The organism is Pectobacterium sp. F1-1, assembly GCF_025643735.1.
Lineage (GTDB): Bacteria > Pseudomonadota > Gammaproteobacteria > Enterobacterales > Enterobacteriaceae > Pectobacterium > Pectobacterium colocasium.
The window spans coordinates 4,009,466-4,023,088 of sequence record NZ_CP104733.1 but is presented as its reverse complement, the minus strand read 5'-3'; the positions used below and the strand labels follow the sequence as shown (position 1 = coordinate 4,023,088).

The 13,623-nt window shown below is 53.1% G+C and carries 11 protein-coding genes and 1 pseudogene; 11 read left to right on the top strand and 1 reads right to left on the bottom strand.

All coding sequences use genetic code 11. The features are described from left to right. The first annotated feature begins 133 nt into the window (after positions 1–133). Positions 134–1,138: a catabolite repressor/activator gene (gene cra, locus NAL19_RS17995; protein ID WP_180778507.1), complete on the top strand. Its 1,005-nt coding sequence runs from the start codon at positions 134–136 to the stop codon at positions 1,136–1,138. Between the two features lie 96 nt (positions 1,139–1,234). Here the strand turns inward: cra and NAL19_RS17990 are convergent, their stop codons facing one another. Further along, positions 1,235–1,672 (bottom strand): L-alanine exporter AlaE, encoded by a 438-nt coding sequence (locus tag NAL19_RS17990; protein ID WP_225085790.1) that lies wholly within the window; start codon positions 1,670–1,672, stop codon positions 1,235–1,237. 882 nt (positions 1,673–2,554) lie between these two features. Between NAL19_RS17990 and mraZ the strand changes: the two genes are divergently transcribed. The 10 genes and pseudogenes from mraZ (at position 2,555) to murG (ending at position 13,581) form a co-directional block, all read left to right on the top strand. Further along, complete coding sequence (gene mraZ / locus NAL19_RS17985; RefSeq protein WP_015841733.1) at positions 2,555–3,013, top strand: division/cell wall cluster transcriptional repressor MraZ; 459 nt, start codon at positions 2,555–2,557, stop codon at positions 3,011–3,013. 2 nt (positions 3,014–3,015) lie between these two features. Then, on the top strand, positions 3,016–3,960 hold the full coding sequence (gene rsmH, locus NAL19_RS17980; RefSeq protein WP_263058066.1) for a 16S rRNA (cytosine(1402)-N(4))-methyltransferase RsmH: 945 nt from the start codon (positions 3,016–3,018) through the stop codon (positions 3,958–3,960). Further along, positions 3,957–4,277, top strand: a complete 321-nt coding sequence (ftsL, locus tag NAL19_RS17975; RefSeq protein ID WP_180741529.1) for a cell division protein FtsL — start codon at positions 3,957–3,959, stop codon at positions 4,275–4,277. The genes rsmH and ftsL overlap by 4 nt, the downstream gene beginning before the upstream one ends. A gap of 23 nt (positions 4,278–4,300) precedes the next feature. Beyond that, a complete protein-coding gene (locus tag NAL19_RS17970) occupies positions 4,301–6,064 on the top strand; it encodes a peptidoglycan glycosyltransferase FtsI (RefSeq protein WP_225085788.1) in 1,764 nt (587 codons plus the stop codon). Next, positions 6,051–7,538 (top strand): UDP-N-acetylmuramoyl-L-alanyl-D-glutamate--2,6-diaminopimelate ligase, encoded by a 1,488-nt coding sequence (gene murE / locus NAL19_RS17965; RefSeq protein WP_263058065.1) that lies wholly within the window; start codon positions 6,051–6,053, stop codon positions 7,536–7,538. Before NAL19_RS17970 ends, murE begins: the two co-directional genes overlap by 14 nt. Beyond that, positions 7,535–8,896, top strand: coding sequence for a UDP-N-acetylmuramoyl-tripeptide--D-alanyl-D-alanine ligase (gene murF / locus NAL19_RS17960; protein WP_263058064.1), 1,362 nt, complete (start codon positions 7,535–7,537; stop codon positions 8,894–8,896). The genes murE and murF overlap by 4 nt, the downstream gene beginning before the upstream one ends. Beyond that, positions 8,890–9,971 (top strand): annotated as a pseudogene (gene mraY / locus NAL19_RS17955) (phospho-N-acetylmuramoyl-pentapeptide-transferase). The gene murF and the pseudogene mraY overlap by 7 nt, the downstream one beginning before the upstream one ends. Before the next feature lie 3 nt (positions 9,972–9,974). After that, positions 9,975–11,291, top strand: coding sequence for a UDP-N-acetylmuramoyl-L-alanine--D-glutamate ligase (murD, locus tag NAL19_RS17950; RefSeq protein ID WP_263058063.1), 1,317 nt, complete (start codon positions 9,975–9,977; stop codon positions 11,289–11,291). Continuing rightward, positions 11,291–12,493 (top strand): cell division protein FtsW, encoded by a 1,203-nt coding sequence (gene ftsW / locus NAL19_RS17945; RefSeq protein ID WP_263058062.1) that lies wholly within the window; start codon positions 11,291–11,293, stop codon positions 12,491–12,493. Before murD ends, ftsW begins: the two co-directional genes overlap by 1 nt. Further along, entirely contained in the window at positions 12,490–13,581 is a 1,092-nt protein-coding gene (murG, locus tag NAL19_RS17940; RefSeq protein ID WP_263058061.1) for an undecaprenyldiphospho-muramoylpentapeptide beta-N-acetylglucosaminyltransferase, read from the top strand. The genes ftsW and murG overlap by 4 nt, the downstream gene beginning before the upstream one ends. The last annotated feature ends 42 nt before the right edge of the window (positions 13,582–13,623 follow it).

Genomic DNA, 13,623 nt, shown 5'->3' with positions numbered 1-13,623 from the left:
AACGTGATAAAAGCAGTTGCCGTACAAAAGCTTCTGCTGTTAGATCTACGCCATATCCATGATGATTTTATGGTCATCACACTATTTATTATTTATCCGGCCTATTTATTTTCCGGCCTACTAAGGGGTTACCGTGAAACTGGATGAAATCGCGCGTCTTGCGGGTGTTTCACGCACGACAGCCAGCTATGTTATTAACGGGAAAGCGAAGCAATATCGCGTGAGCGATAAGACCGTTGAGAAAGTCATGGCTGTCGTCAGGGAGCACAATTATCATCCCAACGCCGTCGCGGCTGGATTACGTGCCGGACGCACACGTTCAATTGGTTTGGTTATTCCCGATCTGGAAAATACCAGCTATACACGCATCGCCAATTATCTGGAGCGTCAGGCCAGACAGCGCGGATACCAGTTATTAATTGCGTGTTCAGAAGATCAGCCGGACAACGAGATGCGCTGTATTGAGCATCTGTTACAGCGTCAGGTTGACGCTATTATCGTTTCTACCGCATTACCCCCCGAGCATCCGTTTTATCAGCGCTGGATAAACGGCAACCTGCCGATTATAGCGTTGGACAGAGCGTTAGATCGCGAGCACTTTACCAGCGTGGTTGGAGCCGATCTTGAAGATGCCGAAATGCTGGCGCAGGAATTACGCAAAGTGCCTGCGAAATCGGTACTGTATCTTGGCGCTTTGCCTGAGCTTTCTGTTAGCTTTTTGCGCGAGCAAGGGTTCCGTCAGGCGTGGGCGGGCGATCCGCGTGAAGTGAATTATCTTTATTCCAATAGTTATGAGCGCGTAGCCGCCGCTGCCGCGTTTATGGATTATCTGAAAAATAACCCGATGCCTGAAGCGCTGTTCACGACGTCATTTCCGCTATTGCAGGGAGTGATGGACGTTAACCTGAAGATTAACGGACGTTTGCCGAATAATCTGGCTATCGCGACCTTTGGGGATAATGAACTGTTGGATTATCTGGAATGCCCGGTATTGTCTGTCGCTCAGCGCCATCGTGAAGTCGCGGAACGCGTACTGGAGCTGGTGTTGGCCAGTCTGGATGAGCCGAAAAGACCGAAGCCCGGTTTGAATCGTATCCGGCGTAACCTGTACCGTCGTGGCTCATTAAGCCGCGTGTAATCTCTCTGCCTTTCTGCGCCATAGATGACTATGGCGCTTCTTCTTGACGACTCGCTACTGCTCAATCTCAACTCACAACCCACTCTTACTTTGCTTTTATGGCAACGCCACGCGGAATAGCCGACGGCAATATTCCAGGAAATAACCGTATATCACGCCTGTCACCATCGATATCACCAGATTACTGGTAACGGCCGTCAGGATTTGCGCGGGATTCGCCCCGATAGACCAGAGAATGATGGCGTAAACCGGGGATTGGAAACTGACATAGGCAAACAGATCGCCAAGGCTGCGTACCAGAAAATGCTCACCACCGTGACGTCTGGCTATATTCAACACGCGATCGCGATACAGCCCGTACGGCCAGGCAATGGCAATATTAACGGGGATAGACAGTAAACGTGAAGACAGCGATTGCTCGAAGCTCATCCCTGAAAGCATGATTTCTATCGCCATCCCAGTAATGAAACAATAGACAACGAGCGCAAAGGTATCTGCGGTGGCGCTTCGCAATCGTGACGTCGGGGAAAACATACCGTGTTGCTCCATTCTTAGGGTGGATAAACTGGTGTAATGGTTTTGTGTGGTTTTTGTCATGCCTTATTTTATTTGTGTAGTTTACATCACTGACTTATTGGCTTTGTACTAGTTAAAAATATTTATTTGTGCGCATTTTTTATACTTTCCCGCTACTTTATATCTATCCGATAAGTTTCCCGTTTTTTTATCGCGGTAAGAGATTTAAAATTTTTTAGAAACAATATGTTATGGTTTTTTAGGGCAAGGTGTTTCCGCGAGGGGGTAATGGTATTAAAGGAAGTGAGTAAATGACCGATAAAAGAGGGCTGCTTATGGCACCCACTCATGCTTCTCTTGGGAGGATAAATGAGACACGTTGTGTGACCCCACTTTCTGAGCCAGCATGGCCGTTCAGGGAATCGTTAGTTGCGGGTTTGGCGGAGCATTAAGTCAGGTAAATCGGCTGATTCATCAAGAATCGATGAGGCTGATGTTAAAAATGTGACATTGAGCAACTGTCAGCTGCGCGGTATGATTCTGCGCGCGCATGCAGCCCTTGGTATTCAAGGTATTCTGGGCGAGTAAGACAATTCTGAAAACGGTTGTCTTTGGTATCAGCGTATGACAGTAAAAATAATCGAGATGCCGTAGTGAATAGCGATATGTTTGTAATGTTCCCATTCTGTTATGAATTTTTCTCAAATTATCATGACGTTAATCTTCGTTAATTTTGACTCCTTATTCCTTTTACCTCTATGCCGGCTCCAATTCATTCAGGAATAATCCCAAAGCGCGCCAGCTCTGGCTTGACAAGGTTTTCATACCCTCCGTACACTCTTAAAGGTGGGAATTTGTGGGGTAAAGTGGTGAAAAAGGTGATGAAGGGGTAACTCAGGTATGTTTCGTGGGGCTACGCTGGTTAACCTCGACAGTAAAGGGCGCCTTGCTGTGCCTACCCGATATCGGGAAATGCTGAATGGGGAATCGCAAGGTCAAATGGTTTGCACCATTGATCTGCATCAGCCATGCCTGCTGCTTTATCCCTTACCTGAATGGGAAATTATTGAACAAAAGCTGTCTCGCTTATCGAGCATGAACCCCGCTGAACGCCGCGTTCAGCGCTTGTTATTAGGGCATGCCAGCGAGTGCCAAATGGATAGTGCAGGGCGTTTGTTGATTGCGAATACGTTAAGGCAGCATGCGGACCTTAAAAAAGAAGTGATGCTAGTCGGGCAGTTCAACAAGTTTGAGCTGTGGGATGAACAGACTTGGTATCAACAGGTCAGGGATGATATTGACGCTGAACAATCGACTCAGGAACCCTTATCTGATCGGTTGCAGGACCTATCGCTATAGTCATGCTGGAAAATTATAAACATACCACCGTCCTGTTGGATGAGGCCGTAAATGGTCTGAACATTCGCAGCGGCGGCATATACATCGACGGCACGTTTGGCCGTGGTGGTCACTCTCGTCTGATTCTCTCCCAACTGGGGCCGGAAGGACGCCTGTTAGCTATCGATCGCGATCCTCAGGCTATTGAAGCTGCTAAAGCGATTGACGATCCTCGTTTCTCTATTATTCACGGGCCGTTTTCCGCCATCGCGGAGTATGTTTCGGAGCTTGGTCTGACCGGGCAGATCGACGGTGTTCTGCTCGATCTTGGCGTGTCTTCTCCACAGCTTGATGACCCTGAGCGTGGGTTTTCGTTTATGCGCGATGGCCCGCTGGATATGCGTATGGATCCGACGCGCGGCTTGTCCGCCGCCGAGTGGCTGATGAAAGCGGAAGCGGAAGATATTGTCTGGGTCTTGAAAACGTTCGGCGAAGAGCGTTTTGCCAAGCGCATTGCCCGCGCGATTGTAGAACGTAACCGCACTGAGCCGATGACGCGGACAAAAGAGCTGGCCGAATTGATCGCGGCTGCCAGCCCGGTGAGAGAAAAACATAAGCACCCGGCGACGCGCAGTTTTCAGGCGATCCGCATTTATATCAACAGCGAGCTGGAAGAGATCGAGCGTGCGTTAGAAGGTGCGTTAAGCGTACTGGCTCCGCAGGGACGTCTGTCAGTCATTAGCTTCCACTCATTAGAAGATCGAATTGTGAAACGGTTTATTCGCCACCAGAGCCGTGGGCCACAGGTGCCTGCTGGTTTACCGTTAACAGAAGAGCAACTGCGTAGTCAGGGCGGGCAGACGTTAAAAGCCGTCGGAAAGAAATTGATGCCTTCGGAAGCAGAAATTGCAGAAAACCCGCGCGCGCGCAGTTCCGTGCTGCGGTTCGCTGAGAGATTGCCGGCATGATCGGTAACGAGCGGCACACTCTGGTTGGCGTCATCGGTGAGGATCTGCTGCGTAATGCAAAGCTCCCGATGTTGCTGATGATTGCCGTACTGGTTTCTGCCGTTTTTGTGGTGACAACAGCACACAAGACGCGTTTGCTGACAGCGGAACGTGAACAGCTTCTGCTGGAGCGTGATGCGTTGGATATCGAATGGCGAAATCTGATCCTGGAAGAGAACTCACTTGGGGATCATAGCCGCGTTGAGCGGATCGCGACGGAAAAACTGCAAATGGGGCATGTCGATCCGTCACAGGAAAATATTGTGGTTAAGCAATGAACTAAATAGGCAACCAGTTAAGCATGAAAGCAGCCCGTACAGGAAAGTTAAAGCGCCAGGAAGATCAAGCCAGCTTTGTTAGCTGGCGTTTTGCGTTGCTTTGCGGCTGTATCCTGCTTGCGATGTTTGGTCTGATGGCTCGTGCGGCTTACCTCCAGGTGATCAATCCAGACAAACTGGTGCGTGAAGGGGATATGCGTTCCCTGCGCGTACAGGAAGTGCCGACGGCACGCGGTATGATTAGCGATCGCGCGGGTCGTCCTTTAGCTGTCAGCGTACCGGTGAATGCCGTTTGGGCGGATCCGAAAGAAGTGAACGATCGTGGTGGGATTACGTTGGATACGCGCTGGAAAGCCCTGTCTGACGCACTTGATATCCCGCTGGATCAACTGGCTACGAAGATCAACGCTAACCCGAAAGGGCGCTTTGTTTACCTTGCGCGTCAGGTGAATCCTGCCATTGGCGAATACGTCCATAAACTGAAACTGCCGGGCATTAATCTGCGACAGGAATCTCGCCGGTATTATCCTTCCGGTCAAGTGACCTCTCACCTCATCGGCTTCACTAATATCGATGGACAAGGCATTGAAGGGGTAGAGAAAAGCTTTGATCGCTGGCTGACCGGGCAACCCGGTGAACGCACCGTGCGTAAAGACCGATTTGGCCGCGTCATTGAAGATATCTCCTCGGTTGATAGTCAGGCTGCACATAATCTGGCGCTGAGTATTGATGAGCGTTTGCAGGCGCTGGTTTACCGCGAACTTAACAACGCCGTTGCCTTTAACAAAGCGGAGTCAGGCACGGCCGTGCTGGTTGATGTGAATACCGGTGAAGTCCTGGCGATGGCCAATAGCCCGTCTTATAACCCTAATAATCTGGCGGATACGCCGAAAGAGATTATGCGTAACCGCGCCATCACCGATATCTTCGAACCAGGTTCTACGGTGAAACCGATGGTGGTGATGACGGCGCTGCAACGCGGTGTCATCAAAGAAAATAGCGTGCTCAATACGCTACCTTATTACATTAATGGTCATGAAATCAAAGATGTAGCGCGCTATAGCGAATTGACGCTGACGGGCGTGCTGCAGAAATCGAGTAACGTCGGTGTTTCCAGACTGGCGTTAGCGATGCCTTCCTCTGCGCTGGTAGATACTTACTCGCGTTTTGGATTAGGAAAAGCGACCAATTTGGGGTTGGTCGGAGAAAGCAGTGGCTTATACCCTCAAAAACAACGGTGGTCTGACATAGAGAGGGCCACCTTTTCTTTCGGCTACGGGCTGATGGTAACACCGTTACAGTTAGCCCGAGTCTACGCCACGATCGGCAGTTTCGGCATTTATCGTCCGCTGTCGATTACGAAAGTTGATCCACCCGTTCCCGGCGAGCGTGTTTTCCCTGAAGCGCTGGTACGTTCCGTGGTGCACATGATGGAAAGCGTTGCGCTGCCCGGCGGCGGCGGTACCAAAGCCGCCATCAAAGGCTACCGTATCGCGATTAAAACCGGTACGGCTAAAAAGGTCGGCCCGGATGGCAAATACATCAACAAATATATTGCCTATACGGCTGGCGTAGCTCCAGCCAGTAACCCACGTTTTGCTCTGGTTGTCGTGATCAACGATCCGCAGGCAGGGAAGTATTACGGCGGTGCAGTTTCTGCGCCAATCTTTGGCGCCATCATGGGTGGCGTTCTGCGTACGATGAATATCGAACCGGATGCGTTGCCGTCGGGCGACAAAAACGAGTTTGTAATTAATAGAGAAGAGGGATCAGGTGGCAGATCGTAATTTGCGCGATTTACTTGCGCCGTGGGTGCAAGACACTCCGGCGCGCGCGCTGCGGGAAATGACATTAGACAGCCGCGTTGCGGCTGCCGGGGATCTGTTTGTCGCGATTGTCGGGCATAAAACAGATGGACGGCGCTATATTCCGCAGGCAATTGCGCAAGGCGTAGCAGCGATCGTGGCCGAAGCAGAAGGTGAGGCTGCTGATGGCACCGTTCGCGAAATGCACGGTGTGCCAGTGGTCTATCTCAGTAATCTGAACCAGCGGCTTTCCGCACTGGCAGGCCGCTTTTATCAGCAGCCGGCGGAAAAGTTACAGCTGATCGGCGTAACGGGAACCAACGGAAAAACGACGACGACTCAGCTTCTGGCGCAGTGGAGTCAGGCACTAGGCGAAACAAGCGCCGTGATGGGCACTGTCGGCAATGGCCTACTGGGTCGTGCGATTCCAACAGAGAATACGACGGGATCCGCCGTTGATGTTCAGCAGGTGTTGAGCCAGTTGGTCGAGCAAGGTGCGACATTCGCCGCAATGGAAGTCTCTTCCCACGGGTTGGTGCAGCATCGTGTCGCGGCGTTGCCATTCGCGGCAGCGGTGTTCACTAACCTGAGCCGCGACCATCTTGATTATCACGGCGATATGGAGAGCTATGAAGCGGCCAAATGGGCGCTGTTCGCCGATCATCGCGTAGGGCAGATGATTATCAATGCCGATGATGAAGTTGGGCTGCGCTGGTTGGCAAAGTTGCCGGATGCGGTTGCTGTCACTATGGAGAACAATCTGGTCCCCGGCTGCCGTGGGCGCTGGCTGAAGGCGACACAGATTGATTATCACGACAACGGGGCCACGATTGCGTTTGATTCAAGCTGGGGGAACGGCGAAATCGAAAGTCGCCTGATGGGCGCGTTTAACGTCAGCAATATGCTGTTGGCGCTGGCAACGCTGCTGTCTCTCGGCTATCCGCTCGACAAGTTGGTCATTACGGGCTCTCAATTGCAACCCGTGTGTGGCCGCATGGAAGTTTTCCATGCTGAAGGAAAACCTACGGTCGTTGTTGATTATGCCCATACGCCGGACGCGCTGGAAAAAGCGCTCGACGCTGCACGTTTGCACTGTCTGGGGAAACTCTGGTGTGTGTTTGGTTGCGGCGGCGATCGTGATAAAGGTAAGCGCCCACTTATGGGTGGCATCGCAGAACAACTGGCCGATCGTGTTGTGGTTACGGATGATAACCCGCGCAGTGAAGAACCTCAGGCGATTGTTGCCGATATTCTCTCCGGGCTGCTGGATGCCGGGCGGGTTCAGGTTATTCACGGGCGTGCTGAAGCGGTTACCAGCGCGATCATGCAGGCGCAGGAAAATGACGTCGTGCTGGTTGCAGGCAAAGGGCACGAAGATTACCAACTGGTTGGCAATCAGCGTCTTGATTACTCCGATCGTATCACCGTTGCCCGTCTGCTGGGGGTGATTGCATGATTCGCGTCTCCCTGCAACAGCTTGCCACGGTGCTGAATGCGCAACTGATTGGTAAAAACATAGATATTGAAGATGTTTCAACCGATACGCGTAAGCTGGCGCCTGGCTGCCTGTTTGTCGCGCTGAAAGGCGAGAAATTCGACGCGCATGATTACGCTGCTGATGCGGTAACAGGCGGCGCGGCGGCTCTGTTAGTCAGTAAGCACTTACCTATTGATGTGCCACAACTGTTGGTAAGCGATACGCGTTTGGCTTTGGGGCAATTGGGCGCCTGGGTTCGCCAGCAGTCAACGGCGCGCGTAGTCGCCCTGACCGGCTCTTCCGGCAAAACTTCGGTTAAAGAGATGACAGCGGCGATTCTGCGCCAGTGCGGTTCCGTGCTGTATACCGCCGGTAATTTTAACAACGATATCGGTGTGCCGCTTACGCTGTTACGTCTGACCGCGGAACATCAGTTTGCGGTGATTGAGCTGGGCGCCAATCATATTGGTGAGATTGCCTATACCACCGATCTGGTGCGCCCGGAAAGCGCGCTGGTCAATAATTTGGCTGCTGCGCATTTGGAAGGTTTTGGTTCACTGGCTGGTGTGGCGCAGGCGAAAGGTGAGATTTTTGCCGGTTTGCCGGCAGATGGCGTGGCGATCGTGAATGCAGACAGCAATGATTTCCCGCATTGGCAGGTCATGCTGAATCATAAAACTGTTTGGCGCTTCTCGCCGCAGGCTGCTTGCGATATCAATTTTTTTGCCAGCGACGTAGAGGTGTTAGCGCAGGGTACCCGTTTCACTCTGCACACGCCATTTGGTGAAACGCAGGTTCTGCTGCCTTTACCGGGTCGGCATAACATTTCGAACGCACTGGCGGCGGCTTCGCTGGCAATGTCCGTTGGGGCGACGCTGGAAGCCGTTAAAACCGGGTTATCTCAGCTACAGGCGGTGCCGGGAAGGCTGTTTCCGATTGTCCTGTCTGAAGGCAAGCTGCTGTTGGATGACAGTTACAACGCCAATGTGGGTTCCATGACGGCGGCAGCACAGGTACTGGCGGAAATGCCCGGCTACCGCGTGATGGTTGTGGGTGACATGGGCGAGCTGGGGGATGACGCTCCAGAGTGCCATCGTCAGGTAGGCGAAGCGGCGCGGGTTGCGGGCATCGATCGCGTATTGAGTGTGGGAACATTGAGTGAATTGATCGGCACTGCCAGCGGCAATGGTGAGCATTTTCAGGATAAAGCTGCACTGGTTTCACGTTTGAAGGTGCTGATGTCAGAACATAACGTCATCAGTGTATTGGTTAAAGGCTCACGCAGTGCTGCGATGGAGCAGGTTGTACATGCATTACAGGAGAATGCGCAATGTTAGTATGGCTGGCCGAACATTTGGCCAAACTTTATACCGGCTTTAACGTCTTTTCTTATTTGACGTTCCGCGCCATTGTCAGCCTGCTGACCGCATTGGTTATTTCCTTATGGATGGGGCCGCACATGATCGCTGGCTGCAGCGTTTGCAGATTGGTCAGGTGGTGCGTAACGAAGGGCCTGAATCACATTTCAGCAAGCGCGGCACCCCAACGATGGGGGGCGTGATGATCCTGGTGGCGATTATCCTTTCCGTTTTGATGTGGGCAAATCTGTCTAACCCGTATGTTTGGTGCGTACTGCTGGTGTTAGCAGGCTACGGTGCGGTCGGTTTTGTTGATGATTATCGCAAAGTCGTCCGTAAGGATACCAAAGGGCTGATTGCCCGCTGGAAATATTTCTGGCAGTCGGTGATTGCACTCGTGGTGGCGTTCTCCATGTATTCCATCGGTAAGGATACGCCAGCCACACAGTTGGTTGTTCCGTTCTTCAAAGATGTGATGCCGCAACTGGGCTTGCTCTATGTTGCGTTGGCCTACTTTGTGATTGTCGGTACCAGTAATGCCGTAAACCTGACCGACGGTCTGGACGGGTTGGCGATCATGCCGACCGTGTTTGTGGCCGCTGGCTTTGCGCTGGTCGCATGGGCAACAGGGAACATGAATTTTGCCGGCTACCTGCATATTCCGTATATCCGCCATGCCAGTGAGCTGGTGATTGTTTGTACTGCGATTGTGGGCGCGGGGCTTGGGTTTCTGTGGTTTAACACCTATCCGGCGCAGGTTTTCATGGGGGACGTGGGGTCTCTGGCGCTGGGCGGCGCGTTGGGCACTATCGCGGTTCTCCTGCGTCAGGAATTTTTGTTGGTGATTATGGGCGGCGTCTTCGTGGTCGAAACGCTGTCGGTGATTCTGCAAGTTGGGTCCTTTAAGTTGCGTGGGCAGCGGATTTTCCGCATGGCGCCGATTCATCATCATTATGAACTTAAGGGCTGGCCGGAACCGCGCGTGATTGTGCGCTTCTGGATTATTTCGTTGATGCTGGTGCTGATTGGCCTGGCAACGTTGAAGGTACGATAAGACATGGTGGACTATCAGGGTAAAAAAGTTGTCATTATCGGGTTGGGCCTGACTGGGCTCTCCTGTGTTGATTTCTTTCTCGCACGCGGTGTGATACCGCGCGTGGTGGATACCCGTATCAGTCCGCCGGGTCTGGATAAACTGCCTGAGCAGGTAGGGCGACACCTCGGCAGTCTGAATGAAGACTGGCTGATGAACGCGGATTTGATCGTCGCTAGCCCCGGTGTGGCGTTGGCGACGCCGGTTCTGTGCGATGCTGCCGACGCTGGCATTGAAATCGTTGGCGATATTGAACTGTTCTGCCGTGAAGCACAGGCTCCGATTGTGGCGATTACCGGTTCTAACGGTAAAAGCACGGTGACGACGCTGGTCGGTGAAATGGCGCGTGCTGCAGGCTGGCAGGTGGGCGTTGGCGGTAATATCGGTCTTCCCGCGCTGCAACTGCTTGATCAGCCCGCTCAGCTTTATGTGTTGGAGCTGTCGAGTTTCCAACTGGAAACGACGAGCAGCCTGCACGCGACTGCGGCAACCATTCTGAACGTGACGGAAGATCACACCAACCGTTATCCGTTTGGTCTACAGCAGTATAGGGCAGCGAAATTACGCATTTATGAACACGCAGAGTTGTGTGTGGTAAACGCTGATGATGCGCTGACCATGCCAGTTCGCGGTGCGGATGCGCGCTGCCGTAGTTTTGGTGTCGACGTGGGCGATTATCATCTTAATCGTCAGCAGGGAGAAACCTGGCTGCGGGTAGACGGTGAGCGCGTGCTTAACACCCGTGAAATCAAGCTGGTTGGGCAGCACAACTATACGAATGCATTGGCGGCACTGGCGCTGGCTGATGCCGTGAAGATTCCACGTGCATCAGCGCTGACGGCGCTGACGACGTTTACCGGGTTGCCGCATCGTTTTCAAATGGCCTTCGAGCGCAATGGCGTGCGGTGGATCAATGATTCTAAAGCCACCAATGTGGGGAGCACTGAAGCTGCACTGAGCGGGTTGACCGTCGAAGGCACGCTGCACCTGCTGCTAGGTGGTGATGGAAAATCTGCCGACTTCTCACCACTGGTGCCGTATTTACAGGGTGAGCACGTTCGTTTGTACTGCTTCGGTCAGGATGGGCAACAGTTGTCTGCGCTGCGCCCAGAAATTGCCGAGCAGACAGAAACGATGGAACAGGCGATGCGTGTCATCGCCGAACGTGTTAAGCCAGGCGATATGGTGTTGCTGTCGCCTGCCTGCGCAAGTCTGGATCAATTCCGCAATTTTGAACAGCGAGGCGATGAATTCGCTCGTCTGGCGGAGGAGTTAGGCTGATGCGGTTCTTCGGGCTGGCGTTTATCGAACGCATCAAGAGCTGGGTTATGGGAACACGTGAAAGCGATACGCTGAGCGTGGTTCTCTATGACAGGACGTTGGTGTGGTTGACGCTTGGGCTGGCTGTGATTGGTTTTGTGATGGTGACGTCGGCTTCTATGCCAGTAGGACAACGCCTTGCCAGCGACCCGTTCCTGTTTGCGAAACGTGATGCGATTTATCTCGGGTTGGCATTTGGTTTGTCGTTAGTCACGTTGCGTATCCCGATGGAGATATGGCAGCGCTACAGCCCGGTGTTGTTATTGCTTGCGATGGTTATGCTGTTGGTGGTGCTGGCGGTGGGAAGCTCGGTCAACGGTGCATCCCGCTGGATTTCGCTGGGGCCGCTGCGTATTCAGCCTGCGGAATTATCCAAGCTGGCGCTGTTTTGCTACCTGTCCAGCTACATGGTGCGCAAAGTTGAAGAAGTGAGAAATAACTTCTGGGGCTTCTGCAAACCGATGGGTGTGATGGTGGTGTTGGCGGTGCTTCTGCTGGCGCAGCCTGACCTAGGCACTGTGGTTGTGCTCTTTATTACAACGCTGGCGATGCTGTTTCTGGCTGGTGCCAAGATGTGGCAGTTTCTGGCGATTATCGGCTGTGGCGTGTTTGCCGTTGGTCTGTTGATTATCGCTGAGCCTTACCGTATGCGACGTGTGACGTCTTTCTGGAACCCGTGGGACGATCCGTTCGGCAGCGGTTACCAGTTGACGCAATCCCTGATGGCATTTGGGCGCGGCGAATTCTGGGGACAAGGGCTGGGGAATTCAGTACAGAAACTGGAATATTTGCCGGAGGCGCATACCGATTTCATTTTCTCTATTTTAGGTGAGGAACTCGGCTATATCGGTGTGGTTTTGGCGTTGTTAATGATATTCTTCGTCGCTTTTCGCGCGATGTCTATCGGGAAGCGGGCGCTGGAGATCGATCAGCGTTTTTCGGGCTTTCTGGCGTGTTCTATCGGTATCTGGTTCAGTTTTCAGACGCTGGTGAACGTAGGCGCGGCGGCGGGGATGCTACCGACGAAAGGGCTGACGTTGCCGCTGATCAGTTATGGTGGTTCCAGTTTGCTGATTATGTCGACGGCGATTGTTTTGCTGTTACGCATTGATTTTGAAACGCGCCTGACGAAAGCGCAGGCGTTTACGAGAGGTGCCCGATGAGTGGCGAAGGCAAGCGTTTGATGGTGATGGCTGGCGGTACGGGCGGACACGTCTTCCCTGGACTCGCGGTTGCGCACCACCTGATGGCGCAGGGCTGGCAGGTTCGCTGGTTAGGTACGGCGGATCGCATGGAAGCCGATTTGGTGCCTAAGCATGGTATCGAAATTGATTTTATCCGCATTTCTGGATTGCGTGGTAAAGGCATTCGGGCGCAGTTAAGCTCACCGATTCGTATTTTTCAGGCGGTATGCCAGGCGCGGGCGATTATGCGCCGCTATCAGCCAGATGTGGTGCTGGGGATGGGGGGGTACGTTTCCGGCCCCGGCGGTTTGGCCGCCTGGCTGTGCGGCATTCCGGTCGTCCTACATGAGCAGAATGGGATCGCAGGGTTGACCAACCGCTGGTTATCCCACATCGCAAGAAAAGTATTGCAGGCGTTTCCGGGCGCGTTTCCCAAAGCGGATGTTGTGGGTAACCCGGTCAGAACTGATGTGCTGGCGTTGGCTGCACCAGAAACACGATTAGCCGATCGCTCAGGCCCTGTGAGAGTGCTGGTTGTTGGTGGTAGTCAGGGCGCAAGAGTGCTGAACCAAACGCTACCTGGCGTGGCGGCACAGCTGGGCGAGCGTGTGACGATTTGGCATCAGGTCGGTAAAGGCGCGTTATCAACAGTTCAACAGGCTTATCAGGATGTTGGACAGACGCAGCACAAAATTACCGAGTTTATTGATGACATGGCGGAAGCTTACGCTTGGGCGGATGTTGTGGTGTGCCGTTCCGGCGCATTAACCGTTAGCGAAATTGCGGCGGCTGGACTGCCAGCACTGTTTGTACCGTTCCAGCATAAAGATCGGCAGCAGTATTGGAATGCGTTGCCGTTGGAAAAAGCGGGCGCAGCAAAAATTATTGAGCAACCACAGTTTAACGTGGCTGCTCTCAGCGAGGTGCTGTCCGGTTGGGATCGTGCAACCTTGCTGACAATGGCGCAGAAAGCCCGCGCAGTGGCGATTCCAGATGCAACCGATCGGGTTGCTGCGGAAGTCAGTGCAGCGGCAGGCAGTCGGACCACACCTGTGGCTCACGGTTAATTAATACAGTGTGGTCGGGCAGAAGGCTGTGCGACCGCGCAA

Excerpts from the sequence above, each read along its gene's own strand:
- NAL19_RS17970 (WP_225085788.1), top strand. The coding sequence starts at position 4,301 with ATGAAAGCAGCCCGTACAGGAAAGTTAAAGCGCCAGGAAGATCAAGCC.
- mraZ (WP_015841733.1), top strand. The coding sequence starts at position 2,555 with ATGTTTCGTGGGGCTACGCTGGTTAACCTCGACAGTAAAGGGCGCCTT.
- murD (WP_263058063.1), top strand. The coding sequence starts at position 9,975 with ATGGTGGACTATCAGGGTAAAAAAGTTGTCATTATCGGGTTGGGCCTG.
- murF (WP_263058064.1), top strand. The coding sequence starts at position 7,535 with ATGATTCGCGTCTCCCTGCAACAGCTTGCCACGGTGCTGAATGCGCAA.
- rsmH (WP_263058066.1), top strand. The coding sequence starts at position 3,016 with ATGCTGGAAAATTATAAACATACCACCGTCCTGTTGGATGAGGCCGTA.
- ftsL (WP_180741529.1), top strand. The coding sequence starts at position 3,957 with ATGATCGGTAACGAGCGGCACACTCTGGTTGGCGTCATCGGTGAGGAT.
- NAL19_RS17990 (WP_225085790.1), bottom strand. The coding sequence starts at position 1,672 with ATGTTTTCCCCGACGTCACGATTGCGAAGCGCCACCGCAGATACCTTT.
- murG (WP_263058061.1), top strand. The coding sequence starts at position 12,490 with ATGAGTGGCGAAGGCAAGCGTTTGATGGTGATGGCTGGCGGTACGGGC.
- ftsW (WP_263058062.1), top strand. The coding sequence starts at position 11,291 with ATGCGGTTCTTCGGGCTGGCGTTTATCGAACGCATCAAGAGCTGGGTT.